This is a genomic window from Microbacterium tenebrionis (assembly GCF_020682665.1).
GTDB classification, from domain to species: domain Bacteria; phylum Actinomycetota; class Actinomycetes; order Actinomycetales; family Microbacteriaceae; genus Microbacterium; species Microbacterium tenebrionis.
Window position 1 is genome coordinate 536541 of record NZ_JAGTTM010000002.1, and the last position, 25826, is coordinate 562366.

Genomic DNA, 25826 nt, shown 5'->3' on the forward strand with positions numbered 1-25826 from the left:
TGCCAGTTCTGTCGGTTCCGCGCCCGGCCTTCCCGCCCGCCCCATTCTCTTGAGGAGACGTTTTGGCCACCGCTTCCACCGGTTCCGTTCCCACTGTCAAGGCGGCACCCGCAATCGCGCCGTCCGACATGCGCGTCATCTGGCTGCTGCTCGTCGCAGCCTTCGTCGCGATCCTCAACGAGACGACGATGGGCATTGCGATTCCGCACCTGAACACCGATCTCGGCATTCCGCCCGAGCTCGGACAGTGGCTCACGAGCGCGTTCATGCTGACCATGGCCGTCGTCATCCCGACGACCGGATTCCTCCTGCAGCGCTTCACCACCCGGCAGGTGTTCATCGCCGCGATGAGCGCGTTCTCGATCGGCACCCTCGTGTGCCTGCTCGCACCCGGCTTCGCCGTGCTGCTGGCCGGGCGCGTCATCCAGGCCGGCGGCACCGGCATCATGATGCCGCTGCTGATGACCACCATGATGAACGTCGTGCCGCCGCAGTCGCGCGGCCGGATGATGGGCCGCGTCGGCCTCGTCATCTCGCTCGCCCCCGCCATCGGTCCGACGCTCGCCGGCGCCGTCCTGGATGCCTTCAACTGGCGCGTCCTGTTCGCCATCGTCCTTCCGATCGCGATCATCGCCCTCGCGATGGGGGCCAAGTGGATGACGAACCTCGGCGAGACCAAGGATGCGCCGATCGACGTCCTCTCGATCATGCTGTCGGCGTTCGGATTCGGTGGGGTCGTGTACGGCCTCAGCCAGTTCGGCGGCGAGGGCGCGTCCGGCGGCGCGACGATCGGCATCGTCTCGCTCGTGGTCGGCGCGATCGCCCTGGCACTGTTCGTCTGGCGTCAGCTCGTCCTGCAGCGCGTCGACGATGCACTGCTCGATCTGCGCGTGTTCCGCAGCGGCAACTACACCGTCGCGGTGATCGTGATGGCCGTGCTGGCGCTGTCGATGTTCGGAACGCTCACGCTCCTGCCGCAGTACCTCCAAAACGTTGCCGGCCTGGACGCTCTGCAGTCGGGCCTCATCCTGCTTCCGGGATCGGTGCTGATGGGTCTGCTCGGCCCGATCATGGGTCGCATCTATGACGCCCGCGGGACGCGCACGCTGCTCGTTCCCGGAACGATCATGGTCTCGGCCGCACTCTTCTTCTACTCGACCGTCGGCGAGCACACGGTGTGGTGGATGCTGGTCATCGCGCAGACGATCATGTCGGTGGGCCTGGCCATGTCGTTCACGCCGCTGTTCTCATCGTCGCTGGGATCGCTGCGTCGCCACCTGTACTCGCACGGTTCGGCTGCGCTGAACACGATCCAGCAGGTCGCGGGTGCGGCCGGTGTCGCCCTGCTCACGGTGACGTACTCGTCGATCCTGCACGCGGGCGAGCATCAGGGTCTGGACACCGCGGTCGCCGGTGCGCCGGGCGCACGCCTGGCGTTCCTGATCGCCGCGATCATCTCGCTGGGCGCTGTCGCACTGAGCGCATTCGTCCGCAAGCCGGCGGACGACGTGGATGCGGAGTTCGCCGGAGGTCACTGACCTCCGGCCGGTCGGCGGCTGGCCGCTCTAGAGCGAGCAGCAGCCGTCGGCGCCGCAGCAACCGCCGGCGTCGGTGTCGCCGAGCAGGTTGAGACCGGCGGGCGCCGTGAGCGGCTGCGCCTCGGTCGTGGCGCCCGGCTGCGTGGTCTGCGAAGAAGTCATGCCTCCATGGTACGCCCGGTTCTGACCACGAGCTCGGCAAGCGGCATCCAGTACGGTGAAGGCTGGACAGGACGGCCGGCGCGTGACCAGACTCGGCTCATGGACCATGATGCCCCGGCCGAGGACGCCCTGAGCCAAGACGGCCGCGACGAGACGGCGAACGAGCGCGCCGACCGCAACTGGGACGAGCTCATGCAGGAGCTGCGCGTCATGCAGACCGGTACGCAGGTGCTGTCGGGGTTCCTGCTCGCGGTGGCGTTCCAACCGCGCTTCACCGAACTCGACCCTCTGCAGGTCGGGTTGTATCTCGTTCTCGTCGGTCTCGCGGCGCTCGCGACGATCCTCGCGCTCGCGCCCGTCGGCATGCACCGTTCACTGTTCGGGCGCCGTCGCAAGCCGGAGCTGGTGCGCATCGCCTCGCGCCTCGTCAAGGCGGACCTGGTCGTGGTGGGTCTGCTCAGCATCGGCGTCACCGCACTGATCGTCGACTTCACGCTCGGACGCACTCCGGCGACGATCGTCACGGCCGTCGGGGCGGTGATCGTGCTCGGTCTCTGGCTCGCGCTGCCCGCTCTGATGAGGCGCAGCGGGGAGCGCGGGTGAGACTCCCATGCCCGATCCGGAATACCGCCTCCCCTACCGTTGAGGGATGCTCCGACGACTCATCGCCCGTGCCTTCTGGGGCGTCAGCCGCTGGCGGCTCGTCGGCGCAGCCGCACCAGATCGCCCCACCGTCTTCGTCGGCGCACCGCACACCTCGAACTGGGACTTCGTCCTCATGCTCGCGATCGCGTGGCGGCTCGGGATCGAGATCCGCTGGCTCGGCAAGAAGAGTCTGTTCGCCGGATGGCGCGGGCCGGTGATGCGCCGTCTCGGCGGCATCCCCGTCGATCGCGAAGACCCGAGCAGCGTCGTCGCCGACATCGTCTCACGCGTGCACGCCGGCGAGACGTTCGGGCTGGTGATCACGCCGGACGGTACGCGCACGGGCGCCGGATACTGGAAGTCGGGCTTCTACCGCATAGCCCGGGATGCCGGCATGCCGGTGACGCTCTGCTTCGTCGACCGCACCACCATGACGACAGGTATCGGCCCCACTTTCGAGCTGACCGGCGAGGTGTCGGCCGACATGGATCGGATCCGCGCGTTCTACGCCGACAAGGCGGGATTCCGCCCCGAGCATCGCCGCGAACCTCGCCTGCGCGAAGAGGATCCCCGAGCATGACCCTGACGATCGAACCCATCGCTCCGGGGGATGCCGGTGAAGTGCTGACGGTGCAACGCGCGGCGTTCGTGTCAGAGGCTCTGATCTACGGATCGGCCGACATGCCCCCGCTGACGCAGACGCTCGAGCAGCTGCGCGCAGAGATCGCGGAGAACGACGGGTGGGTCGCTCGCGTCGACGGACGCCTCGTCGGAGCCATCCGAGCCGTCCAAGACGGAGACCTCCTGATGATCGGGCGGATCGCGATCGCACCCGACATGCAGGGCGAGGGCGTCGGCCGCGCGTTGCTCGAGGCGGCCGAGGAGGCGAGCACTGCCGCCCAGGCCGAGCTGTTCACCGGCAGCCTGAGCGAGGCGAACATCCGCCTGTACGAGGCATGCGGCTACGCGCAGACGCAGCGCGTGCCTCAGGACGACGGCACGGAGCAGGTCTTCCTGCGCAAGCGGCTCCGGCCGCCCACATGAGAAAGTGCTCAGAATCCTGACCTGAGCTTGAAGACGGCGTTCCTGTGCGGAATCGTGGCCCGGACATGTTTCGTCCGGAGCATGTCCGCAACACGGAAGGAGAGCCCTGTGCTCACCCTGACCGAGAATGCAGATGCCGTCGTCACCACGATCGTCGGCCGAGAGGATGCCGGTGCAGAGGCCGGGCTGCGCATCCAGACCGCGGAGGGGCAGGGTCCGAACGGCGAAGCGCGCTTCGCGGTTCACGTCGTGCCCACCCCCGAGCCGGCCGATGTCGTCGTCGAGGGGCAGGGCAGCAGAGTCTTCCTCGAGGACGTCGCCGCCGATGCCCTGTCGGACAAGGTGCTCGACGCCGGTGTCGACGAGCAGGGAGCCGTGAGCTTCACGATCCTGGCGCAGCCGGCGTGATGTTCTGAGATGTCCGAGGAGGGTGGGATGTTCCGGCATCCCACCCTCTTCGCGTCAGCGCGTCAGCGCGTCAACCCCTGTTCGACCGCCGGGAGCGGCGCCAGGGTGGAATCATTCAGAAACAGAGGAGAGATTATGGCAGAACTCGATGGCAAGAAGGTGGCGTTCCTGCTCACCGATGGTTTCGAAGACAGTGAGCTGACCAGTCCGTGGGGTGCGGTGACCGATGCCGGGGCGCAGGCTCGATTGATCTCCCCCGCCGACGGGACGGTGACCGGGAAGAACGGACACGAGCAGAAGGTCGATCAGGATGTGGCCGACGCCGATGCCTCCGACTTCGACGCGCTGGTCCTTCCGGGTGGCGTCGTGAACGCCGATCACCTGCGGATGGATCAGGACGCCGTTGCCTTCGCGAAAGCGTTCTTCGACGCTTCCAAGCCCGTCTCCGTGATCTGCCACGGAGCGTGGGTCCTCGTCGAGGCCGATGTCGTCAAGGGGCGGACGCTCACGAGCTACCCGAGCCTTCGCACCGATCTGCGCAACGCCGGAGCGACGTGGGTCGATCAGCAGGTGACCGTCGACCACGGACTCGTCTCGAGCCGGACGCCGGATGACCTCCCCGCGTTCAACGCGAAGACCGTCGAGGAGATCGCGGAGGGCCGGCACGGCTGATTCCCGAGTAACGGATCCGCGGTGCAGAGGTCGGCGGCATCGCCGGCCTCTGCACCGCGTTCACTCTCGAGGCTTCGCAGGCCAGCCGCACATCGAACTCGGGCTGGAGTGAGCCGGGTCAGTCCCAGTCGAGGTACTCCTCGATGATGACCGCGGTCTCGATCGGATGCGTTGCGGGGAACAGGTGATCGGCGCCGTCGATCGACTTGATGCTCGCACGCTCGGGGGCTGTCGCCTGCAGCGCTTCGGCACGCGCCGGCGGCGTCACCTCGTCGGCGGTCGCCTGCACGATGAGCACGGGGATCGCCGGCGCGAGCGCGATGTCGTCCTCTTCGACCCCGAGCAGCAGCAGCCCGTTCACACGGTCGGTGTGCTCTGCGGCGAAGACACGGGCGGCGGTGCCTCCGAAGCCGTGTCCGCCGATCCAGGTGTGATCGAGGCCGAGGTGGTCGATGACGGCCATGGCATCCTCGACGCGCTCGCGGAGGGTCTCGGCGCGGTCCGTGCCGCCGGCCTCGGCGCGCGGCCCGATGCGGATGACGTGGAACCCGGCCTCCTCGGCAAGATAGTGCGCGACGACGCCCAGCCCGTCCGCGTTCAGCGCGCGGCCCGAGATCAGCACCAACGAGACGGGCCCCTCGCCCTCTTCCGCGTAGGGAACGGCACCGCCGTCGCGCTCGAGAATGCTCTGCTCGGTCATCGTCTTCCTTTGCTGATCGCGGGGTACCGGGCCGCGGCCCGGTCTCGTCACACACATCCACGATACTGATCCGGTGCGGTGACGCAGAACCACCGGCGCCACCGGACGCGGATCGATCAGGAATCGAGAAGCAGCACGGCCGAGAAGCAGCACGGCACAGTGCCGACGTAACGTGTTCGCAGACCCAGCACCATCACTCACGAGGAGGCCAGTATGGCTGAGAAGACTGCCGGACTGAGCAAAGAAGAACGCGACGCCGTCAAGCAGCGCGCCGTCGAGCTGCGCGCCGAAGAGAAAGCCGGCAAGACCCGCGCAGCGGGCGAGAAGGCCGTGCGCGAGGCCATCGCGGCGCTCCCGGACGATGATCGCGTGCTCGCGGAGGGGATCGACCGGATCGTCGGCGAGGTCGCCCCGCAGCTCGTTCCGAAGACCTGGTACGGATTCCCGGCGTACACGGACGCCGCGGGCAAGGTCGTGGTGTTCTTCAAGGCGGCGTCCAAGTTCACGACGCGCTACGCGACTCTCGGCTTCGAGGAGGCCGCACGGCTCGACGACGGCGACATGTGGGTCACGTCGTTCGCTCTCGAGAAGCTGACGCCGAAGACCGAGAAGACGATCGCCGAGTACATCCGCAAGGCGGCTGGCTGAGCATCGGCGTTCGGGTTTTCCATCGAGGATGCGGCGGCTATCACCCCTGCGGCGAGCGCTCGGCGCCTGTACCGTCGACGACATGACTGCTCTTTTCGACTCCATCCGCCGCAGCGGCTTCCGCCGAGGCCCTCGGCGCATCTTCGCCGGCATCGGCGGCGGTATCGCGCAGAAGCTCGGCATCAGCGTCTGGGTGGCGCGGCTGCTCGTGCTCATCTCATTCCTGCTGCCTGTGCTCGGCGTCGGAGCGTACGTCGTCGTCTGGCTGCTCACGCCCTGGCAGGACGATAGCATCCCGTTGGAGCGAGCGCTCGGCGGGCGCAGCGGACACGAGCGGCGATGACGCAGTACATCATCTACTTCCATCCGCAGTGGGTCGGGCGGATCGCGGATGCATGCGGCTGGCCGCAGGAGACCCGACGGCTCTACTGAGAGTCGTCGGGACCGTTGCCTGCGGCATCCTCCCACGCCCGGCGTACGGCTCCCGGCGCCTGCGACCGCCACGCCTCCGTGACGATCTCGACGAGATGGTCGTGCTCGATGCGCTCCATCCGCACGGCGATCTTCGGCTCGACCCACTTCGACGTCTCGCGCAGCACGACGTCGGGGAAGGTGTGCTTCGGTGTCAAAATGAGCCGCCCCCGTTCGTGGTCCTGATAGCCGGATGCATCCACTGACAGTGCGGGGCGCCGCGGGCGCCGCGAGTGTCGCGCTCGCACCTGTTCCGGGGCGCGCGCCTGCGCAGGGCGGACGGCCTGGGCGACGCCGCGGACTCCCCCGCCGAAGTGGTGGTGGAGTTCTCCGATGGCGCCATCGCCCTGGCCTGCTGGGCGAGGACCTGACGGTGGGCCCCACACGACCGCGGCGGGCACGCGCCTGCCGGCCGCGTGGTGGGCAATCGCGGCGGCGCGGCCGGTGCCAGCGGCGGCCCGAATGACCCGGACGGCTTCCGAGTCACCGGGCGGCGCCCGCCCCCGCCACCACGAGGTCGATGAGCCGGCGGAGCACCACATCGACGTCCTCGCCGTCGATCCGTCTCTGCCGGGAGCGGTTGAGCTCGGCCAGCACCCCGGCGACGATGAGGCGGGCGCCGGCCGCCGCAGCCGCACCGGGCTCCTCGTCGGCAGTGCGTGTCGCACCGTCCCGCGCCGCTCCGATCGCACCGGAAGCGTCGGCCCGGCCGTCCTGCAGGCGCGCGGCGATCTGCCCTTCGAGGCGATCGACGTGGTCGAGGACCCGCCGGCGATGCGGCATGTCCGCACCGAAGAGGATCTCGCGGGCGACCCACGTCGCAAGCTCGGACCAGCGCCGCATCGCGGTGACGAGCGGCGAGATCAGCTCCGCGATCCGGTCCGCAGTCTCCCCGCCCGCCGTCGCGGTGCCGGGCACGGCGGGCGCAGAGAGCGAAGGGGTGGTCGTCGCGCGCTCGTGGGCTCCCCAGAGCGCATCGACGACCATCATGAGCAGCTCGACCTTCGTCGCCGCGTACTGGAAGACAGTGCCCTCGGCCACATCCGCCGCGCGCGCGACCTCGCTCATCGAGGTCCGCTCGAAACCGCGCTCCTCGAACAGCGCGCGCGCCGCGGCGAGGATGCGGGCGCGCTTCTCCGCCTTCGCCCGCTCGCGCCTGCCCAGCGTCGCCGAGGGCGCCAGCTCCGTGTCATCCCGAGTTTCCATGCGGTTATTGTAGTCGACTCAATTCTGAGTACACTCAATATCAAGGCCGGGTGATCGGCATCCGGCATGCGTCGGGAAGGATGGATCATGCAGCACACGGCAGGTAACTACGAGGCGTTCGCGCGTCCCCGCCCCGCACAGCACGCGCAGGAGACGAAGGCCTACATCGTCGGCGGCGGGCTGGCCGGAATCGCGGCGGCCGTCTTCCTCATCCGCGACGCCGGGGTCCCTGGTGCCAACGTTACGATCCTCGAGAAGGACGACATCGCCGGTGGTGCGCTCGACGGCCTCGACGTTCCGGAGAAGGGCTTCGTCATCCGCGGCGGCCGCGAGCTGGAGAACCACATGGAGTGCCTGTGGGACATGATGCGCTCCATCCCCTCCCTCGAACTCGAGGGCGCCTCCGTGCTCGACGAGTTCTACTGGCTCAACAAGGATGACCCCAACTACTCGCTGCGTCGGGCCACCGTGCGCCAGGGCGAGGATGCGGGCCACGAGGGCCGCTTCGACCTGCCGAAGCGGGCCCAGAAGGATCTGCTCAGGATCTTCCTCGCCGAGCGTGCGGAGATGGAGGGCAAGCGCATCGACGAGGTGATGGGTCGCGAGTTCCTCGACTCGCCGTTCTGGATGTACTGGCGGACGATGTTCGCCTTCGAGGAATGGCACTCCGCGCTCGAGTTCAAGCTCTATCTCCACAGGTTCATCCACCACATCGGCGGACTGCCCGATTTCTCGGCGCTGAAGTTCACGAAGTACAACCAGTACGAGTCCATCGTCCTGCCGCTCATGCACTACCTCACCGAGCACGGCGTTGTCTTCCGCTCCGGCACCGAGGTCCTCGATGTGGACTTCGCCCACCGCAACGGCGAGATCCGCGCGACCGCGATCCACTGTCGCCGCGACGGCGCCGACGAGACCATCGAGCTCGGTGAGCACGACCTCGCGCTGATGACGATCGGCTCGCTGGTGGACAACTCCGATGAGGGCGATCACCACACGGCGGCCGTGCTCAACGAGGCCCCGGCCCCGGCCTGGGACCTGTGGAAGCGCATCGCGAAGAAGGACCCGTCGTTCGGGCGCCCGGAGGTCTTCTGCTCCTCGATCGAGGAGACGAAGTGGGAGTCGGCCACCGTCACCACGCTCGATCAGCGCATCCCGGCCTACATCGAGCGCATCGCCCAGCGCGATCCGTTCAGCGGCCGCGTGGTCACCGGCGGCATCGTCACCGCCGAGGACTCCTCCTGGCTGCTGAGCTGGACGGTCAACCGCCAGCCGCACTTCAAGAAGCAGCCGAAGGATCAGATCGTCGTCTGGGTCTACGGCCTGTTCGTCGACGTCGACGGCGACTACGTGAAGAAGCCCCTGGCGCAGTGCACCGGCGAGGAGATCACCCAGGAGTGGCTCTACCACCTGGGTGTGCCCGTCGAGGAGATCCCCGAGCTCGCGGCGACCGGCGCCCGGTGCGTGCCGGTCATGATGCCCTACGTGACCAGCTTCTTCATGCCCCGCCGCGCGGGTGACCGGCCGCAGGTCGTGCCGGAGGGGGCGGCGAACTTCGCGTTCCTCGGGCAGTTCGCGGAGACCGGCCGCGACACGATCTTCACGACCGAGTACTCGGTGCGCACCGGCATGGAGGCCGTCTACGAACTCCTCGACGTGGAGCGCGGCGTGCCGGAGACCTGGGGCTCCACGTACGATGTGCGCGACCTGCTCGAGGCCTCGGCGCGCATGCGCGACGGCAAGAAGGTGGAGATGCCCGGCCCGGCCGCGCTGCGCGGCTACCTGCGCGGCAGGCTCGAGCACGGGGAGATCGGGCAGCTCCTCGAGGAGCACGGCCTCATCTGAGCCCCGCCCACCGCGGGTGCGCCTCGGGCCCGGTCCCGAGGCGCACCTAGGCTGGCCCCGCGGTCAACGCCCCCTTCGCGCGCCCGGGCAAGCGCCCCGCCGATCACGAAGATCGACGGGGCCCACGGAGCAGGATCGGCTCCCATCACACGTTGAAGCGGAACTCAACCGGGTTACGTCAGCGTTAGCGGTGTGCACATTGGCGGTACAGCGGTCAGACAACGCGCGATCCGCATGCGATCTCAACACCTCAACCCAGATTGGTTCGCACGTCAGCGCTCCGGCGTCCTTCTCGCCGTGCCCGCGAAACTACCTATTCTAGTGACGACGCCAGGGGCGCAGCCATCCCCATCCCTGCCGCGCGGCGACGTCAGCTCGTTCGACAGCTACATCAACTGGCACGACGTGGCCGGGCCGAGGCCAATCAGGGGCTCCCAAGCTAATGATGTCCTGGACGTTCGGCTGATCCGGCTGGAAGCTCAGGCTCGAAGGCGAGTGATACTTGACCGTGGGCTCGCGCCGCGGGCCGAGTGCGCGCTCCGGGGACTGGACCATAACTCGGAAAGACCGCCACGATTCACCGTCCCAGTCACCTTCGATCCTCTCGTCGCCCTCGGCATTGCTGGTCACGGCGTACACACCATCAACCGCGCGACGTTCGCGCGCGACCCACAACGGACTTCCAGCGACAGTGAGCCTTCCATCGCGCACGACCGTCCGATCAACACGCAGCATCATCTCAAAGACACCACGACTCACAAGCGGATCGCCGCGCTCGACACCGCTATTGCTGAAGAAGTACGACTCAAGCCCGTCAACCTGCGCCGCGAACCTCTGATCAGACCCCCACGGGTCAGAATCAGTCAGCCGATCATCCGTGACGTAGGCCGCGACCTCCTTCAGTATTTCAACGGACGCATCTGCTCGCGAAGGCCACCATGTGGCCTTCGCCTCATCGCTTGATGGGTGTGAGGGTTTCCCCTGCCCGAGTAGATGGTCACGATGCCCGTACGCAATCACGCGCGCATCCGCAGAGGATCCCACCCACCAAGCAGTACTTTGTGACGGTGACAAATCTCCCGCCCATGGCCAGGCGCTTCCGCACACCATGAGCGCACGCGTCAACAGCCAGGAACCGGCCTGCGGCGTAGCCCCGTAGGTGAGGAGGCCTTGGTTCTGGAAGAAACTCCCCGCTCTCGTTAACTGCTCGCGGTAGCCGAGACTGTGTGTCTCAGTGTTGCCGCCGAAACCGCCAATTGACAGTCCTCCGCCCGTAACTTCTGTCGGGAGCAGCAGTTGATCGAGCTTTGCCCTTGATACGTAGACGAGTTCGCGCTCGCGGACGTCGATCTCGAGTGGGGTATGGATTCTAGTCACGTTGTTACTCTACGAACACCCCCAGCCCCGCAGCGCGACGAGTTGTGAGTTCAGTCGATATCTGTCAGCGGCATGTGTCGGATGCCCCTGCCCCAGGCCTCTTGATCGAACGAGAGCCGAACGAATCCGTCTGCCTCCATCCGACGAGCGACGGTCGACTTGCCTGACCCCGCCGGTCCGCACATGAAGACGACCCGAACCATGGGTATCAGTCTACGGACATACCCCTGGCCGACTTGTTCGACCGCACCGATGGCGTGTCCACGGGAAGCGGCTCGCGCCCGAAGACCAATCCGAGTCAGTACGAGCCTGCCCGAACCCGTCCAGGCGCGAGCGGCATGCTCAACTCGGACGCATGGAGGCAGTAATCCATCTCCCCGACGTCGATATCCACGACGCTCGCGCAGCCGTGTTCCCCGTGCGGATGGGAGTTCCGCTACACGTTGAACCGGAACTCGACCGCATTACGTCAGCGTTAGCGGTATGCGGGTCACCAAGCGCGCCCTCGAAGATCGATCTCGCCGTCTGGCCACTCCGGCGACGAGTGCAATGGAGAGACAGGAAGTGGCGGACCCGGAGGATCGGTGGACGGCACGCCCGCCTGGTCCAGTGAGCGCCGCGCTCAGGAAACCGCCGAGCGGACGATCTCCGCGATGCGCTTCGCCGCGGGTTCGTTGATCGTGTCGAAGTACCATGCAGCGGGCATTAGTGTCCCGTCGGAACCGCCCGCAGGGCGGAGCGCGACCTTCTCGGTGAGAGCGAGGTTGACGCGTTCGTCATTGCGCAGCGTCACCAGTGCAGGCGTGCTCGCGGACAGAGCGTAGGCAGGCATGCCGTACCAGATCCGCGGCTTCAGCTTAGGCGCGGCGGCCATGATGATCTCGTGCACGCGCTGCACGAGTGACCGCTCCGGTTCGTCCATCTTCGCGATCTTGTCGACCACCTGGGCGAGGTTCTTCTCATCCTTCGATGCCATTTCATGTCCTCTCGTCAGCCGATGCCGGGCATCGGCGAAATGAAGTCGGCGCATCAATTGCGCCGCACCCCATCCGGACATGTCCTGAACCGCTCAGGCCTCTCCGCGATGATTCACGTGGTTGGCCACGTGGAAGCGCAGTCGGTGGCGCACCACCACCATCAGGTTAACCAATATGGGGGCGGATCGCACGCGCTGATTTGAAACCTCCTCACACGTTGAATCGGAACTCGACCGAGTTCCGGCACGGAGAACCATCTTCGGTCGAGACGCGTCGACGTCGCTCATCCTCTGCCGTCACCCAGCCCCCGGAGCAACTCGAGATCGTGATGGTCCTCAGGCCGGAGCTCATATCCTGACCTCAACTCCACGAGCCTCGCCGCAGTCGCTACGACCACTGGGCGACCACGAATCATCCCCTCAGCACGATCGCGAGCACGATGGGCGAAGGTCTCGTCCCCGAAACCCTTCTGGACACCGTCACCGGCTGCGTCCAGCGTCATCGGGTGGATGTCGACAGCCCGATCGCCCGATCGCAGCTCCACACGAATCGGTCGCCAATCCTCGACGACCTCGTACCCACGACCGGACAGCCACTCGATGAGGGTGTCGACTTGTCCAGCGTCGACGAAGAGGTCCAGGTCTCCGTGCGTCCTGGACTGGGATCCGACCAAGGCATCGACAGCCCAGCCGCCGTTCACCTGGTACACGACAGAGCGCTCGTCGAGCCAGTCGACGACGCGGACGACCTCCTCGGCGTCCATCCCTCCAGACATCACGCGACCTGCAGCGGCGTGATCGACGCGATCTGATCCCCTGCAGCATCCTCTGCGCGATCCAGCTCGTAGTGGCTTTGCAGGTTGATCCAGAACTCAGCCGACGTGCCGAAGTACTTCGCCAGCCGCAACGCGGTGTCCGCGGTGATCCCCCGCTTGCCGTGCACGATCTCATTGATCCGACGCGGCGGCACCCCGATCGACACGGCGAGCTTGTTCTGAGTGATCCCGAACCCCTCGATGAAGTCCTCCATGAGGACCTCTCCAGGGTGGATCGGCTCGATCCTGTCAGTGATAGTCAACGATCTCCACCTCCTCTGGCCCAGCATCCGTCCACACGAAGCAGATTCGCCACTGGTCGTTGATCCTGATGCTGTACTGCCCGACCCGATCACCCTTCAGTGCTTCGAGCCGGTTGCCCGGCGGGACGCGAAGGTCGTCGAGCACCTCCGCCGACCCCACCTGACGCAGCTTGCGCAGAGCAACCCGATAGATCCTGGGATCGATGGACCGCGCGCGCTCACGACGCCACAGACGCTCGGTGTCCTTGCTGCCGAACGATCTGATCACGAGACCAGTGTATAACGCGGAGCGTCAATAACGCTATACGTTAAATCAGAACTCCACCGAGTTCCGGCACATACCAACCTCTCAGAACCCGGCGACTCCCCCGAAGCGTCGTCCCTCTCCTGACCCTGCGAATACCAAGCCTGACGAGCGAGGAAGCAACCCAGGTTGACAACTCGTCACTTAGCAACATAGGTTGACGGCATGGAGTCTCCACGGATCGCAGCAGTAGCAGCCGATACCAGCGACCCGAAAGCAGGATTGCGGGCCGTAGCGTCGTTACGCGTGCTCGCGGACACCTTGGAACTTCGGCAGGTCGAGGCCGCGTTGCGTTCGGGCATGAGTTGGCAGGAGATCGCCGACGCGCTCGGAGTGACGCGACAAGCCGCCCACAAGAAGCATTCCAAAAGAATTGACCCCGCGATCTCGACATCCAGGAGGAACAGATGAACAGACTCGTCCGCGCCGCCCAGACCAGCCAAGCGCTTTCCCTGGCCGCCATGGAGGAAGCATCCCGGCTCGGGCTCCGCGAAGCCGACATCGACCACCTGTTCCTCGCATTGGTCATCAACGACCAATCCGCCGGCCGCGCACTGCGCGAGCTGGGTATCGACCTTGATAGCGCCCGTCTCGCCGTGGAGGAACAACGTGATGCACAGCTGACCTCACTCGGCATCGAGGCGTCGTTCCCCGAGGCCGGGCGCATCGTGTTCCATGAGACGGATGGGTACGAGTGGACTCGTCGCGCTCGGGACCTCATCGCGAAGTCCAGCAGCAAAGGCAAGCCAGGCGACGCTGCCGCCGTTCTCCGGGAACTCGTCGCAGAACCCAGCGGCCTTATCACCGGTATCCTCGGCCGCCTTGGCACGACATCCGATGCGCTCATCGAACGCCTCGATCGGGCCGACTCGCCCTCTATGAAGTCCATGCCCGTCTCAGCGAAAGTGAAGGGGCGGACCACGGGAACGACTGAGAATTTCATATCCGCACCACTGGACGAAGTGTGGGCGTTCCTCACAGATCCCGCACGTATCCCCGAGTGGGAGCCGAGCATCGGCACTCTCGACCAGACCAGTCAAGAAGCGAAGCCGGGTACGGTCTGGGAGGGCACGGCACCCGCAACCTATCCAGACGGCAAGCCTGTGAAGATCAAACCTCAGTTTCGTCGACGCAGTGTTGAGCTCATCGCAATTCACCGACCGGACAGGATCGCATGGAGCTTCGGCTATCCCGACGTCGCGCAGAGCAATTCGGTTCTGACTGAATTCGCCTTGGCGAACGCGACCGGTGGCACACAGCTGCGGATCACTAGGTCTTGGTCGCGACGCCGAGGGTGGCGAGGACTTGTCGCATGGCCGCTGCGTCCCATCCAGAAGTTCCTGGTGTGGATCACCCTGTTCCAGACTGGCAGCGCGATCAGCCGAACATTTCGCTAGCCCCATGCTGCGGCGACTCGCCTGCTGGTCGCACGTAGATCGAGTGCCCGGATCTCCCTGTGGGAGATCCGGGCACTCGAATCAGATGTTGAGGCGGAACGCGACTAAACGTTGAACCGGAATTCAACCACGTCGCCATCCTGCATGACGTAGTCCTTGCCCTCGAGGCGCGCCTTGCCCTTGGAGCGGGCTTCGACGACCGAGCCCGTCTCGACGAGGTCGTCGAACGAGATGATCTCGGCCTTGATGAAGCCCTTCTCGAAGTCGGTGTGGATGACACCGGCTGCCTGCGGCGCCTTCCAGCCCTTGCCGATCGTCCAGGCGCGGGCCTCCTTGGGGCCGGCGGTCAGGTACGTCTGCAGACCCAGCGTGTCGAAGCCGATGCGGGCGAGCTGGTCGAGCCCCGATTCGTCCTGGCCGGTGGATGCGAGCAGCTCAGCAGCGTCCTCAGGGTCGAGGTCGATGAGCTCGGATTCGATCTTCGCGTCGAGGAAGATCGCCTTGGCCGGTGCGACCAGTGCCTCCAGCTCGGCCTTGCGTGCAGCATCCGTCAGCACGGCCTCATCGACGTTGAAGACGAAGATGACGGGCTTCGAGGTCAGAAGGCCCAGCTCCTTGATCGGAGCGAGGTCGATGCCCGACGTCGACAGCAGCACGCCGCGCTCCAGAGCATCCTTCGCCGCGTTGGCCGCCTCGAGGACGGACGGGTCGAGCTTCTTCTGCTTGACCTCCTTCTCGTACCGCGGCAGCGCCTTCTCAACGGTCTGCAGGTCGGCGAGCATGAGCTCGGCGTTGATCGTCTCGAGGTCGCCCTGCGGGTTGATGGCGCCGTCGACGTGCACGACGTCGTCGTCGGCGAATCCGCGTACGACCTGGGCGATGGCGTCCGCCTCGCGGATGTTGGCGAGGAACTGGTTGCCGAGCCCCTCCCCCTCACTCGCACCGCGCACGATGCCGGCGATGTCGACGAAAGACACCGTCGCAGGCAGGATCCGCTCGCTGCCGAAGATGCCCGCCAGCACGTCCAGGCGCGAATCGGGCAGGCTGACGACGCCGACGTTCGGCTCGATCGTCGCGAACGGATAGTTCGCCGCGAGCACGTCGTTCTTGGTCAGGGCGTTGAAGAGGGTGGACTTGCCGACGTTGGGCAGGCCGACGATGCCGATAGTGAGAGCCACGGGGTAAGAGTCTACCGGCGAGCACAACTTCGGATGCCGCGCAGGGCGCGCCGTCGTCCGGCGCGATCACGCGGCGTGTCGGCGCCAGGCTCCGAAGCTGTGCACGGGCTGGGCGACGCCGTTCAGTTCGTGCGCCTCACGCGCGGACGGCGCGGAACGCGCGCGTCACGTACGGGAGGTCGATGGTGGCGTCGCCGTGCAGGCCGAGCTCGTCGAACAGCGGCTCGCCGACGGTCGGGCCGTCCCCGTCGAACATGCCCGACGCGGGAGAGGTGCGCATGATCTCGGTCAGACGTATGACCCACGGCGCGCTGTCGTCCCGCAGATTCCAGATGAGCCCGAGCGTTCCGCCCGAACGGACCGCTCGCCCGATCTCGGCGGACCCCATGACCGGATCGACCCAGTGCCAGGCCTGGCCGAGGACGACGGCATCCAGGCTCGCGTCAGGAACCGGCAGGCGTTCGGCCGTTCCGAGGAATGTCGGCACCCCCGGCACGCTCTCGCGCAGCTGCGCGAGCATCGCGGCGTCCGGATCGATCGCGAGCACCTCCGCGTCGGGAGCATCCGTCAGCACGCGGGTCAGCTTGCCCGTTCCGGCACCGACATCCGCGACACGGCGCGATCCGCGCGGCAGCTGCTTGAGCATCCAGGCCACGGCTTCGAACGGATAGTCGGGTCGCGCCGCCTCGTAGTCGCCCGCCGCCGCACCGAAGGATGTCGCCCGCTCATCGCGCATGCCGAAAGCCTACGGCGCGCCTGCGCCGATCGAGCAGGGCGCGGGGAGAAGGTGAAGACGTGCCCCTGGACTTCACTGCGATCGACTTCGAGACTGCGAACTCCAGCCCGGCTTCGGCGTGTTCCGTCGGCCTCGTGCGCGTCCGTGACGGGCGGGTCGTCGCGACGGCGGGATGGCTGATCCGCCCGCCCGCGGGCCACGACGAATTCCAGGAGTGGAACATCAGGATCCACGGCATCCGCCCCCAGGATGTCGCGCAAGCCGCGACCTGGACCGAGCAGTTCGACAGACTGTGCGCTTTCGCCGGAGCCGACGTCTTGGTGGCGCACAACGCCGGATTCGACCTGAAGGTGCTGCGCACGGCATCCGAGGTCACCGACCTGGAGTGCCCGCCCTACCGTTCGCTGTGCAGCCTGCAGGTCGCCCGCAAGGTCTACGACCTCGAGTCCTACCGGCTGCCGATGGCCGCGGCCGCCGCCGGGTTCGCGGAGTTCTCGCACCATGACGCCCTCGCGGATGCCCGCGCGTGCGCGGAGATCGTCATCGATTCGGCGCGACGCATGGGCGCCGCCGACGTGCACGCGCTCGCGACGGCGCTGAGCCTGCGGGTGACGGATGCTCCAGCGGCTGCCGCCCAGGCTCGTGCGGCCTGAGCGCATTCGCGCTCACGTCACGCGAGAATGAGAGCATGACGAATCCTTCCGGCGACTCCCCCGTCAGCCTCGAAGTCATCGAGGGCACCTTCGACCTCGCGCGCCAGGGGCGCACCGGACCGCTCGGCGAGATGATCGACGCCGGTGTGCCGATCGACCTCCGGAATCCGCGCGGCGACACGTTCCTGATCGTCGCGACCTATGCCGAGGAGGAGCACACGGTCGCGGATCTGATCCGACGCGGCGCCGCACTGGATGCGGTCAACGGCAACGGCCAGACGGCGATCTCGTGCGCCGTGTTCCGCAAGAACGAGACGCTGCTCCGGATGCTGCTGGATGCCGGTGCCGATCAGAATGCCGGCACGCTCTCCGCGCTCGCGATCGCCGATCAGTTCGGACTCACCGACATGCGCGCGATCCTCGAGGAGCACGCCGCGGACTGAATACGCCGCGGGGCGCCTGCACGGCGATGTCCGTGGCCGTCGGCATCATGGCGGTATGGATGCTCTGTTGATCGTGGTTCTGGCTCTCGCGGCCCTCGCCGCCGGGGGCGCCGCCGGGTGGTTCGCACGCGCCGCTCGATCCTCAGCGCAGCAGTCGGCGAGTGCGACCGACCTCGCGCGCGTTCAGGCAGAGCTCTCCGCCGCTCGAGACGACCGTGACCGGCAGTACGACCTGTACCGGGATGCCGTCGAGCACGCCCGTGCGCAGCAGCGGGCCGAGGCAGACCGGGTGCAGCAGCAGAACGCGGTCCTCACCGCGCTCGCCCCTGTGCGCGAGTCGCTGCAGCAGATGCAGAGCAAGGTGGCGTCGCTCGAGCAGGAGCGGCACGCGCAGTTCGGCTCGCTGGCCGAGCAGCTGCGCAGGGCGCAGGAGTCGGATGAGGCGCTGCGCGCAACGACCGAGTCGCTCGCAGGGGCACTGCGCTCGACATCGACGAGGGGCGTGTGGGGCGAGACCCAACTGCGTCGGGTCGTCGAGGCAGCTGGTCTCACCAGACACGTCGACTTCGATCTGCAGTCGACCATCTCGTCCGACCGAGGACAGGGCCGACCGGACATGATCGTGCGGCTTCCGGGCGGCACCTCGATCGCTGTCGATGCGAAAGTGCCCCTCGATGCGTACCTCGAAGCGACAGCGCTGCCGGGCGGCGATGCGCACGACGCGCAGCGACGGCAGCACATGCAGAAGCACGTCAAAGCGGTTCGTGCACACGTCGACGCGCTGGCGAAGAAGGCCTACTGGTCAGGGCTCGACGCGAGCCCCGAGTTCGTGATCTGCTTCCTGCCCAGTGAGTCTCTGCTGGCCGCTGCCATCGATGAGGATCCTGTGCTGCTCGACTACGCGTTCGGCAAACGCGTCGCGCTTGCGTCACCGGTCAACCTCTGGGCAGTGCTGAAGACCGTGGCCTACACCTGGACTCAGCAGGAGGTGTCGACCGAGGCCCGCAACCTGCTCGCCCTCGGCACGCAGCTGTTCGACCGGCTGGGCACCCTGGCCGGCCATGCCGACGACCTCCGGCGCGCGCTCGAGCGCACGGTGGACAGCTACAACCGCTTCGCCGGTTCGTTGGAGACGCGTGTACTCGTGACGGCGCGGCAGTTCCCCGGCATCGATGCGTCAGCGCTGGACGCCGCGCCGCCGGTGATCACGAACAGCCCGCGCAAGTTCACAGCCCCTGAACTGACCGTCGACGCGGGAAGCGACGGCGAGCCGGCAACCGACCGACCGGTCGTCGAGATCGAAGCCGACCTCGGATCGGTGCGCCACCGAGTCGCCGACGATTCGATCACGGATGGGGTCGGCAGGGGTCAGGCGCTGTAGGGAACCCAGCTCAGCAGGGCGATCACGAGACCCGACGTCACGAGGAACGCGCCGACCATCCACCAGGGGCTCAGCTCATGCCCCTCGGCACGGCGCACCCGGAACAGCACGTCCGTCCGGCGCGCGGGATCCATGTTCGCCGGTGCCGCAGTGGTCGCGGCCGCAGCCGCGGCTGCGCGGGCGGCTTCGTCTTCCGGTGAGATCCGCAGAATGCGACCGGTGTTGGTGGTGACCATCTGCACCGGTGCCGACTTCTCGTGGCTGCCCGTCTGTCCCGTGGTCATCTCTTGCCCTCCCGGTGGTGTCGCCCTGAGCCTTCCGGCGACGCCATCCATTGTGCCAGCAATGCCTGAGAACCGCGGGAAGGACGGCTCGTGGCCGCTCTATCCGGAGGCGAGTTCGGGCGTCAGAGCCACTTCGAGACGAGGTGCTCCGACGAGATGCGGCGCAGCGTTCCCGAGGCACCGCGCAGCACGACCGACTCGGTGTAGACGTAGTTGCCCTCGCGGCGCACACCCGCCACGAGCTGGCCGTCCGTGACACCGGTCGCGACGAAGATGGTGTTGTCGCCCTGGACGAGCTCGTCGGCCTCGTAGACGTGGTCCATCTTCAGTCCGGCGTCGATACCGCGCTGCCGCTCGTCATCGTCGCGCGGCCAGAGCCGGCCCTGGATGTGCCCGCCGAGCGCCTTGATCGCACACGCGGTGACGATGCCCTCGGGGCTGCCGCCGACACCGACGCACATGTCGGTGCGCGCGCCGTGGCGGGCGGCGTTGATGCCGCCGGCGACGTCGCCGTCGCTCATGAGGCGGGTGCCGGCGCCCGCCTCGCGGATCTCCTCGATGAGCTTCTCGTGGCGCGGGCGGTTCAGCACCGAGACGACGACCTCATCGACCGGCTTGCCCAGTGCCTTCGCCAGCAGTCGGATGTTCTCACCGACGGGAAGGTTGATGTCGACGACGCCGACACCGGCAGGACTGGTCACGAGCTTGTCCATGTAGAAGACGCTGGACGCGTCGAGCATCGTCCCCCGGTCGGAGACGGCGATTACCGAGAGGGCGTTCTGACGCCCGGCAGCAGTGAGCGAGGTGCCATCGATCGGGTCGACGGCGATGTCGCACTCCGGACCGCGGCCGGAGCCGACGACCTCGCCGTTGAACAGCATGGGCGCGTTGTCCTTCTCGCCCTCGCCGATGACGACCCTGCCCTGGAAGTTCACGGTCCCCAGGAACGCTCGCATGGCGTCGACGGCCGCACCGTCCGCGGCTTCCTTGTCGCCGCGTCCGATGAACGGCACCGCCCTGATCGACGCCGCCTCGGTCGCGCGCACCAGCTCGAGTGCAAGGTTTCGATCGGGACGCAGCGGGCTCATATCGGCCGTCAGACTCACCATGGGGCCAGCCTAGCCAGCGGGCACGTCAGACCGCCCGCTGTTTCGCGCGATATGCCGCGAAGGAATCGCGTTTCTTAACGTTCGCGAAGACCGCGGGTACAGGGCGGCCCGAAGGCGGCGGCATCCCGCACCACCGACGATAGAGTGAGCACTGTCCCGGCTTCATCTATCGCAGGAGTTTCCATGCCCGTCGCCACCCCGGAACAGTACGCAGAGATGCTCGACCGCGCGAAGGCCGGTGGCTTCGCGTATCCCGCGTTCAACGTCTCCAGCTCGCAGACCGTAAACGCCGTGCTCCAGGGCCTCACCGAGGCGGGCTCGGACGGCATCATCCAGGTCACCACCGGCGGCGCCGACTACTTCGCCGGCCACACCGTCAAGGCCCGCGCGACTGGCGCCCTGGCCTTCGCCCGCTTCGCCACCGAGGTCGCCAAGAACTACCCCGTCACGGTTGCGCTGCACACCGATCACTGCCCCAAGGACGCCCTTGCCGGTTTCGTCGAGCCCCTGATCGCGGCATCCGCGGAAGAGGTCAAGGCCGGACGCAACCCGATCTTCCAGTCGCACATGTGGGACGGCTCCGCTGTGCCGCTGCAGGAGAACATCCAGATCGCGAAGGATCTGCTCCCCCGTATGAAGGCCATAGGCGCCATCCTCGAGATCGAGATCGGCGTCGTCGGCGGCGAAGAGGACGGCGTCCAGCACGAGGGCTCCAACGACGCGCTCTACACGACGTTCGCGGACGTCGACCAGGCCGTCCAAGCTCTCGGTCTCGGCGAGCAGGGCCGTTACATCGCCGCACTCACCTTCGGCAACGTGCACGGCGTCTACAAGCCGGGCGGCGTGAAGCTGCGCCCCGAGCTCCTCGGCGAGATCCAGGAGCAGGTCGCCGCCAAGTACGGCACCGGCCCCAAGCCCCTCGACCTCGTCTTCCACGGCGGCTCGGGCTCCACCGACGAGGAGATCGCCACCGCGGTCGCGAACGGCGTCATCAAGATGAACATCGACACCGACACGCAGTACGCGTTCACCCGTGCGATCGCCGACTACATGTTCAAGAACTACGACGGCGTCCTCAAGGTCGACGGCGAGGTCGGCAACAAGAAGCAGTACGACCCGCGCGCCTGGGGCAAGGTCGCCGAGTCGGCCATGGCCGCTCGCGTCGTCGAGTCGACCAGGCAGCTCGGCTCCTACGGCCAGTCGCAGAGCTGACCGCATCGCCCCGCATCAGGCCCGGACCGCACGGTCCGGGCCTGATCTGCGTCATCGACGCGACAGGCGCATCGCCCAGATCACGAGATCCGCGACCGCATCCACGATGAGCAGAATGCCGGCCACGCGTCCGACTCCGCGGCGCCGCGCAAGGACGGCTCCGCTCACGAGTTCTGCAGCGCCGACCGCGAGACCGACCGCGGGCCGCGCGCGCACGAACCGGACGACCCGCGCCCACGGCATCTCCCGCCGCGTCAGCGGCGTCCACTCTCCGATCCCGGAGAGGAAGCTCTCCCCGATCGCGGCGATCCATCCGGACGGCGCGAAGCGCTGACCGACCGGTATCTGTGCGCTCAGCGCGGAATCGATCAGGCAGGCTGGAATGCGGAACGCCGCGAGGAACGCTCGCAGGCGCGCCTCGGACCCGACCACACCTCCGAGCGACTCCGCGACGAGAGCACGGTGCGCAGCGTCGACGTCCACGACGCCGCGGGCGCCGAGGACCTCGAGCTCATCCCTGGTTCCGTCGCCCTCCGCCAGAAGCCGCCGGTACACCTCAGCGGTCTCGGGCACCGCGATCGACGCGATGTCGAGAACCGGCAGCGTGTCGCGCTCGGCATCCGTCCAGAACGGGACGGTCTCGTTGGCGCGGGCCGTGACCTCGATCCAGCTGCCGCCGTCTCCGGTCCGGTTGAGCTCGATCAGGGGAAGTTCGGCCGCCGACGACGGCCAGGCCCCCGTCGGCTCGGTAGTGCGGAAGCGCTGCAGCGACCACGTGCCGGACTCGGCATGGACCACATCGGTGCCGTTCACCTCCGCGAGGAACCGGGCCGCAACCGGTCCCCGATGCGAGAAGGCCGCGACATCGACCGGCTGCGGCTCGAACAGCTCCGGGTCGAGATCATCCTCGTCTTCATCGGGCAGGTCGTCGTCGACATGCTCGACCGCTGATTCCTCATCGGCGGTGAACTCCGCCTCGAACTCGTCGAAGTCGACGCTCTCGCCGCCGTCGATCCACAGGTTCAGCCCGGCATCCGCGAAAGCGTCCCGGAGCGACCCGATCGTCAGCTCTGTCGCGATCGTGTCCTCGTCCGTCAGCGTGAGGACCTGATCGTCGTCGGTCACCGGGATCAGCAGCACGGCCTCGTCCGCGTCGCCCCAGGCGATGGTCGCGTCGCGCACCGCGGCGAGCGCACGCACGGAGCGCAGGACCTCGGTCGCCGCGGCGCGTGGATCGCTGCCGTCGCCGCGGTCCACGGAAGCGTAGGAGAGCTGCACGCCGAGACTGTTCTGATCCATGCTTCGAGCCTAACCACGCTCTCGCCGGCCTCAGACCGCTTGCCAGGTCTAGGAAGCGCCGGCGCCGGCCAGGTAAGCCTGGAAGGCCGGGTCTCCCACCATGGGGATGCTGATGCACACCGACGCGACGAGCATCGTCACGACGGCGCCGACCAACGGCACCCACCACGCGAGCTTCGACGCACGCAGCCTCCGCACCGAGATCAGCGCGGTGATGACCCAGCCCGCCACGAGGACGATCGCGGCAATCGTGCCCCAGACCCGGGCCTGGTCGAAGTTCGTGAACTCGCCCTCGATACCCAGGATGCGCATGCTCTCGTTCATCACGCCGGGCAGGTCGAGGTACGACATGCCGGTCATGAAGACGTTGAAGACCCCGTACACGAGCAGGGCGATCGTGATGATCCTGTCCCACCGACGGGGCTCGCGGCTCTGCGCGACCGGCTCCGGGGATGCGGCCACGGCCGGGGCCGGAGGCTGCTCCTCGACCGGCGGCAGTCCGGCAAGTCTGCGCTGCTCCTCCGGCGTGGCGAATTCGCCGTACTGCGGGCGCTCGGTCATGAGGCGGCGGATCCCGTGCGCCCGCCCAGGGCCCGCGTGTCGCGCTGACCCGAGATGTCCTGACGCAGTTCCTTGGGCAGCGAGAACATCAGGTCCTCTTCGGCCGTGCGGACCTCTTCGACGTCCTCGTAGCCGGCGGTGCTCAGGGCTTCCAGCACCTCGCGGACGAGGACTTCCGGAACCGACGCGCCGCTTGTGACACCGACCGTGGTGACGCCGTCGAGCCACTCCTGCTTGACCTCTTCGGCGTAGTCGACGCGGTACGCGGCCTTCGCACCGTACTCGAGCGCGACCTCGACGAGACGCACGGAGTTCGACGAGTTCGACGATCCGACCACGATCACCAGATCGGCATCCTTCGCGACCTTCTTGATCGCGACCTGACGGTTCTGCGTGGCGTAGCAGATGTCATCGGACGGCGGATTGTGCAGCTCGGGGAAGCGCGTGCGCAGCCGGTTCACCGTCTCCATGGTCTCGTCGACCGACAGCGTGGTCTGCGAGAGCCAGACGACCTTCGACGGATCCTTCACCTGGACCGTGTCGGCTTCTTCGGGAGAGTTGACGATGGTCACGTGGTCGGGCGCCTCGCCTGCCGTGCCCTCGACCTCTTCGTGACCGTCGTGGCCGATGAGCAGGATCTCGTAGTCGTCGCGGGCGAAGCGCACGGCCTCGCGGTGCACCTTCGTGACCAGGGGGCAGGTCGCGTCGATCGCGTGCAGGCCGCGGTGGGATGCCGCGTTCACGACGGCCGGCGAGACGCCGTGCGCACTGAAGACGACGTGAGCGCCCTCGGGCACCTCGTCGACCTCCTCGACGAAGATCGCGCCCTTCTGCTCGAGCTCGGTGACGACATGGATGTTGTGCACGATCTGCTTGCGCACGTACACCGGTGCGCCGTAGCGCTCCAGCGCCTTCTCGACGGCGACGACCGCGCGGTCCACGCCGGCGCAGTAACCGCGCGGGGCCGCCAGGAGTACGCGCTTGTGTCCGTCGACCGGGTTATTCTGAAGCCGCGCCCCCCGCGATCGAGGGATGCGGGGAACGGGAAGATGTACGGTGGCCTGGCTCACCCCTCGAGTCTACCGACGGGCGCCATGGAAGGGCCTGGGCGAAGATTCGGGCATCACGCACACGGAAGGACCCGATGACCGTCTTCGAGGCGTCTCCCGCGAACGGCGGCACCCCACCCGCGGATGCCGTCGCGCCCCGCGACTCGACAGCCGATGCCCCCACCTCCGTCGCCCGGCTCAACGGCACCATCCGCGACTTCGTCGCGCGCTGGAACACGGTGTGGGTCGAGGGCGAGATCACCTCGTGGAACGTCCGCGGCGGCAACGTCTTCGGCCGCCTCAAGGACACGCAGTCCGACGCGCAGATCTCGATCCGCATCTGGTCGAGCGTGCGCGGCCGCATCCCCGCGGACCTCGGGATCGGCGACCATGTCGTCGCGGCGGTGAAGGCGGACTACTTCGTCAAGGCGGGTGATTTCAGCTTCACCGTCTCGAGCATGAAGCACGTGGGGCTCGGCGATCAGCTCGAGCGGCTCGAGAAGCTGCGCGCGCAACTGCGGCAGGAGGGTCTGTTCGACGAGAGCCGCAAGCAGCCTCTGCCGTTCCTCCCCCACGTGATCGGGCTCATCACCGGCGAGCGATCGGATGCCGAGAAGGACGTGCACCGCAATGCCGAGCTGCGCTGGCCGCAGGTGCGATTCCGCACCGAGTACGCCGCCGTGCAGGGCGACCGGTGCGTTCCCGAGACGCTCGCAGCGCTGCGGCGACTGGATGCCGACCCCGACGTCGACGTGATCATCATCGCTCGCGGGGGCGGCGACCCGCAGACGCTGCTGGGCTTCAGCGATGAGCGCCTCGTGCGGGCCGTGGCGGCGGCATCCACCCCCGTCGTCTCGGCCATCGGGCACGAGAACGACCACCCGATCCTCGACGATGTCGCGGACCTCCGCGCGTCGACTCCGACGGATGCCGCCAAGCGCGTCGTGCCCGATGTCGGCGAGCAGCGGGCCCTGATCGGTCAGTTGCGCGCCCGTGCGACATCCCGGCTCACCCAGCGCATCTCGCACGACATCGCACAGCTCGAGCAGCTGCGCTCCAGGCCCGTATTGCGCTCCCCCGAACCGATCATCGCGGATCGTGCGCAGGAGCTGTGGCTGCTGCTGTCCCGCGGCCGCGACACGGTCGCCCGTCACCTCGACGCGGCATCCAGGAAGACCTCCGAGCTGCGCGCCTCCCTGCGGGCGCTGTCGCCCGCGGCGACCCTCGCCCGCGGCTACGCGATCGTGCACCTCGACGGCGGTGTGATTCTGCGGGATGCCGCCGATGCCCCCGCCGGCACCGCGCTGACCATCACGGTCAACCGCGGTTCGCTCGCCGCGCGCTCGGACGGCGAGATCGCCGAGAGCACCTGAGGCCCCCTCCTACGCGAGAATCGCGTTGCACGACGAACCGGGGATGCTGACAACGGCATTCTCATCGCGCAGAGCAA

34 protein-coding genes are annotated in these 25826 nt (G+C 67.4%); 17 read left to right on the top strand and 17 right to left on the bottom strand.

Features of this window, described 5'->3' with window-relative positions; translation table 11 throughout:
* Positions 1–128: 128 nt before the first annotated feature.
* Positions 129–1538, top strand: a complete 1410-nt coding sequence (locus tag KEC56_RS07855) for a DHA2 family efflux MFS transporter permease subunit (protein ID WP_227530715.1) — start codon at positions 129–131, stop codon at positions 1536–1538.
* 27 nt (positions 1539–1565) lie between these two features.
* On the opposite strand, the gene KEC56_RS13905 is transcribed toward KEC56_RS07855, so the two are convergent.
* Positions 1566–1700, bottom strand: a complete 135-nt coding sequence (locus KEC56_RS13905) for a hypothetical protein (protein WP_264675131.1) — start codon at positions 1698–1700, stop codon at positions 1566–1568.
* A 99-nt stretch (positions 1701–1799) separates the two neighbouring features.
* On the opposite strand from KEC56_RS13905, the gene KEC56_RS07860 reads away from it, so the two are divergent.
* From KEC56_RS07860 to KEC56_RS07880, 5 genes are all read left to right on the top strand, one after another.
* Positions 1800–2303, top strand: coding sequence for a DUF6328 family protein (locus KEC56_RS07860; protein WP_227530491.1), 504 nt, complete (start codon positions 1800–1802; stop codon positions 2301–2303).
* Positions 2304–2349: 46 nt separating this feature from the next.
* Positions 2350–2925: a 1-acyl-sn-glycerol-3-phosphate acyltransferase gene (locus KEC56_RS07865; RefSeq protein WP_227530492.1), complete on the top strand. Its 576-nt coding sequence runs from the start codon at positions 2350–2352 to the stop codon at positions 2923–2925.
* Positions 2922–3389: a GNAT family N-acetyltransferase gene (locus KEC56_RS07870; RefSeq protein ID WP_175985852.1), complete on the top strand. Its 468-nt coding sequence runs from the start codon at positions 2922–2924 to the stop codon at positions 3387–3389. Before KEC56_RS07865 ends, KEC56_RS07870 begins: the two co-directional genes overlap by 4 nt.
* A 108-nt stretch (positions 3390–3497) precedes the next feature.
* Complete coding sequence (locus KEC56_RS07875; RefSeq protein ID WP_175985851.1) at positions 3498–3797, top strand: Fe-S cluster assembly protein HesB; 300 nt, start codon at positions 3498–3500, stop codon at positions 3795–3797.
* 135 nt (positions 3798–3932) lie between these two features.
* Positions 3933–4469: a type 1 glutamine amidotransferase domain-containing protein gene (locus KEC56_RS07880; protein ID WP_227530493.1), complete on the top strand. Its 537-nt coding sequence runs from the start codon at positions 3933–3935 to the stop codon at positions 4467–4469.
* 118 nt (positions 4470–4587) lie between these two features.
* On the opposite strand, the gene KEC56_RS07885 is transcribed toward KEC56_RS07880, so the two are convergent.
* Positions 4588–5169, bottom strand: coding sequence for an alpha/beta fold hydrolase (locus KEC56_RS07885; RefSeq protein ID WP_227530494.1), 582 nt, complete (start codon positions 5167–5169; stop codon positions 4588–4590).
* Positions 5170–5382: 213 nt separating this feature from the next.
* Between KEC56_RS07885 and KEC56_RS07890 the strand changes: the two genes are divergently transcribed.
* Positions 5383–5817, top strand: coding sequence for a DUF1801 domain-containing protein (locus tag KEC56_RS07890; protein WP_227530495.1), 435 nt, complete (start codon positions 5383–5385; stop codon positions 5815–5817).
* Positions 5818–5899: 82 nt separating this feature from the next.
* Positions 5900–6160, top strand: a complete 261-nt coding sequence (locus KEC56_RS07895; protein WP_227530496.1) for a PspC domain-containing protein — start codon at positions 5900–5902, stop codon at positions 6158–6160.
* Positions 6161–6242: 82 nt separating this feature from the next.
* Here KEC56_RS07895 and KEC56_RS07900 read toward each other — a convergent pair whose 3' ends face one another.
* Positions 6243–6689, bottom strand: a complete 447-nt coding sequence (locus KEC56_RS07900; protein ID WP_227530497.1) for a hypothetical protein — start codon at positions 6687–6689, stop codon at positions 6243–6245.
* An 82-nt stretch (positions 6690–6771) separates the two neighbouring features.
* Positions 6772–7494 carry a TetR/AcrR family transcriptional regulator gene (locus tag KEC56_RS07905; protein WP_227530498.1) on the bottom strand — a complete coding sequence of 241 codons (723 nt, stop codon included), beginning with the start codon at positions 7492–7494 and terminating at the stop codon, positions 6772–6774.
* An 87-nt stretch (positions 7495–7581) separates the two neighbouring features.
* Here KEC56_RS07905 and KEC56_RS07910 point away from each other — a divergent pair, with 87 nt between their 5' ends.
* Positions 7582–9339 (top strand): oleate hydratase, encoded by a 1758-nt coding sequence (locus tag KEC56_RS07910; RefSeq protein ID WP_227530499.1) that lies wholly within the window; start codon positions 7582–7584, stop codon positions 9337–9339.
* Between the two features lie 318 nt (positions 9340–9657).
* On the opposite strand, the gene KEC56_RS07915 is transcribed toward KEC56_RS07910, so the two are convergent.
* From KEC56_RS07915 to KEC56_RS07925, 3 genes are all read right to left on the bottom strand, one after another.
* Positions 9658–10716 carry a hypothetical protein gene (locus KEC56_RS07915; RefSeq protein ID WP_227530500.1) on the bottom strand — a complete coding sequence of 353 codons (1059 nt, stop codon included), beginning with the start codon at positions 10714–10716 and terminating at the stop codon, positions 9658–9660.
* 50 nt (positions 10717–10766) lie between these two features.
* Positions 10767–10919 (bottom strand): AAA family ATPase, encoded by a 153-nt coding sequence (locus KEC56_RS07920; protein ID WP_227530501.1) that lies wholly within the window; start codon positions 10917–10919, stop codon positions 10767–10769.
* A gap of 419 nt (positions 10920–11338) precedes the next feature.
* Positions 11339–11692 (bottom strand): DUF1801 domain-containing protein, encoded by a 354-nt coding sequence (locus KEC56_RS07925; RefSeq protein ID WP_175985846.1) that lies wholly within the window; start codon positions 11690–11692, stop codon positions 11339–11341.
* 3 nt (positions 11693–11695) lie between these two features.
* Between KEC56_RS07925 and KEC56_RS07930 the strand changes: the two genes are divergently transcribed.
* Positions 11696–11896 (top strand): hypothetical protein, encoded by a 201-nt coding sequence (locus KEC56_RS07930; protein ID WP_227530502.1) that lies wholly within the window; start codon positions 11696–11698, stop codon positions 11894–11896.
* Positions 11897–11976: 80 nt separating this feature from the next.
* Here KEC56_RS07930 and KEC56_RS07935 read toward each other — a convergent pair whose 3' ends face one another.
* The 3 genes from KEC56_RS07935 to KEC56_RS07945 are packed head-to-tail and all read right to left on the bottom strand — an operon-like array spanning position 11977 to position 13038.
* Entirely contained in the window at positions 11977–12456 is a 480-nt protein-coding gene (locus KEC56_RS07935) for a nucleotidyltransferase domain-containing protein (protein ID WP_227530503.1), read from the bottom strand.
* A gap of 11 nt (positions 12457–12467) precedes the next feature.
* Positions 12468–12770, bottom strand: a complete 303-nt coding sequence (locus KEC56_RS07940; protein WP_175985843.1) for a HigA family addiction module antitoxin — start codon at positions 12768–12770, stop codon at positions 12468–12470.
* Positions 12757–13038, bottom strand: a complete 282-nt coding sequence (locus KEC56_RS07945) for a type II toxin-antitoxin system RelE/ParE family toxin (protein WP_227530504.1) — start codon at positions 13036–13038, stop codon at positions 12757–12759. Before KEC56_RS07945 ends, KEC56_RS07940 begins: the two co-directional genes overlap by 14 nt.
* 201 nt (positions 13039–13239) lie before the next feature.
* On the opposite strand from KEC56_RS07945, the gene KEC56_RS07950 reads away from it, so the two are divergent.
* Both KEC56_RS07950 and KEC56_RS07955 read left to right on the top strand, forming a co-directional pair.
* Complete coding sequence (locus KEC56_RS07950) at positions 13240–13485, top strand: hypothetical protein (RefSeq protein WP_118912208.1); 246 nt, start codon at positions 13240–13242, stop codon at positions 13483–13485.
* Positions 13482–14471, top strand: a complete 990-nt coding sequence (locus KEC56_RS07955) for an SRPBCC domain-containing protein (RefSeq protein WP_227530505.1) — start codon at positions 13482–13484, stop codon at positions 14469–14471. The genes KEC56_RS07950 and KEC56_RS07955 overlap by 4 nt, the downstream gene beginning before the upstream one ends.
* Positions 14472–14575: 104 nt before the next feature.
* On the opposite strand, the gene ychF is transcribed toward KEC56_RS07955, so the two are convergent.
* Together ychF and KEC56_RS07965 are read right to left on the bottom strand one after the other, a co-directional pair.
* Positions 14576–15649, bottom strand: a complete 1074-nt coding sequence (gene ychF, locus KEC56_RS07960; RefSeq protein WP_175985840.1) for a redox-regulated ATPase YchF — start codon at positions 15647–15649, stop codon at positions 14576–14578.
* Positions 15650–15785: 136 nt separating this feature from the next.
* On the bottom strand, positions 15786–16385 hold the full coding sequence (locus KEC56_RS07965) for a class I SAM-dependent methyltransferase (protein ID WP_227530506.1): 600 nt from the start codon (positions 16383–16385) through the stop codon (positions 15786–15788).
* 59 nt (positions 16386–16444) lie between these two features.
* Between KEC56_RS07965 and KEC56_RS07970 the strand changes: the two genes are divergently transcribed.
* The 3 genes from KEC56_RS07970 to KEC56_RS07980 are packed head-to-tail and all read left to right on the top strand — an operon-like array spanning position 16445 to position 18862.
* Entirely contained in the window at positions 16445–17038 is a 594-nt protein-coding gene (locus KEC56_RS07970; RefSeq protein WP_227530507.1) for a 3'-5' exonuclease, read from the top strand.
* Between the two features lie 35 nt (positions 17039–17073).
* A complete protein-coding gene (locus KEC56_RS07975; protein ID WP_175985837.1) occupies positions 17074–17481 on the top strand; it encodes an ankyrin repeat domain-containing protein in 408 nt (135 codons plus the stop codon).
* A 55-nt stretch (positions 17482–17536) separates the two neighbouring features.
* On the top strand, positions 17537–18862 hold the full coding sequence (locus KEC56_RS07980; protein ID WP_227530508.1) for a DNA recombination protein RmuC: 1326 nt from the start codon (positions 17537–17539) through the stop codon (positions 18860–18862).
* Here the strand turns inward: KEC56_RS07980 and KEC56_RS07985 are convergent.
* On the bottom strand, positions 18850–19146 hold the full coding sequence (locus KEC56_RS07985) for a hypothetical protein (protein WP_175985835.1): 297 nt from the start codon (positions 19144–19146) through the stop codon (positions 18850–18852). The genes KEC56_RS07980 and KEC56_RS07985 overlap by 13 nt on opposite strands.
* Before the next feature lie 122 nt (positions 19147–19268).
* Positions 19269–20255, bottom strand: coding sequence for a class II fructose-bisphosphatase (glpX, locus tag KEC56_RS07990; protein ID WP_227530509.1), 987 nt, complete (start codon positions 20253–20255; stop codon positions 19269–19271).
* 183 nt (positions 20256–20438) lie between these two features.
* Here glpX and fbaA point away from each other — a divergent pair, with 183 nt between their 5' ends.
* Positions 20439–21467: a class II fructose-bisphosphate aldolase gene (gene fbaA, locus KEC56_RS07995; protein WP_175985833.1), complete on the top strand. Its 1029-nt coding sequence runs from the start codon at positions 20439–20441 to the stop codon at positions 21465–21467.
* Positions 21468–21518: 51 nt separating this feature from the next.
* On the opposite strand, the gene KEC56_RS08000 is transcribed toward fbaA, so the two are convergent.
* From KEC56_RS08000 to KEC56_RS08010, 3 genes are read right to left on the bottom strand one after another with little or no spacing between them, the layout of a single operon-like run.
* A complete protein-coding gene (locus KEC56_RS08000; RefSeq protein WP_227530510.1) occupies positions 21519–22766 on the bottom strand; it encodes a hypothetical protein in 1248 nt (415 codons plus the stop codon).
* A gap of 48 nt (positions 22767–22814) precedes the next feature.
* Entirely contained in the window at positions 22815–23327 is a 513-nt protein-coding gene (locus KEC56_RS08005) for a DUF6264 family protein (protein WP_175985831.1), read from the bottom strand.
* A complete protein-coding gene (locus tag KEC56_RS08010; protein WP_372456261.1) occupies positions 23324–24361 on the bottom strand; it encodes a 4-hydroxy-3-methylbut-2-enyl diphosphate reductase in 1038 nt (345 codons plus the stop codon). The genes KEC56_RS08005 and KEC56_RS08010 overlap by 4 nt, the downstream gene beginning before the upstream one ends.
* Positions 24362–24471: 110 nt before the next feature.
* On the opposite strand from KEC56_RS08010, the gene xseA reads away from it, so the two are divergent.
* The gene (xseA, locus tag KEC56_RS08015) at positions 24472–25749 is read left to right on the top strand and encodes an exodeoxyribonuclease VII large subunit (RefSeq protein WP_227530512.1); all 1278 of its coding nucleotides are present in this window, start codon (positions 24472–24474) and stop codon (positions 25747–25749) included.
* The last annotated feature ends 77 nt before the right edge of the window (positions 25750–25826 follow it).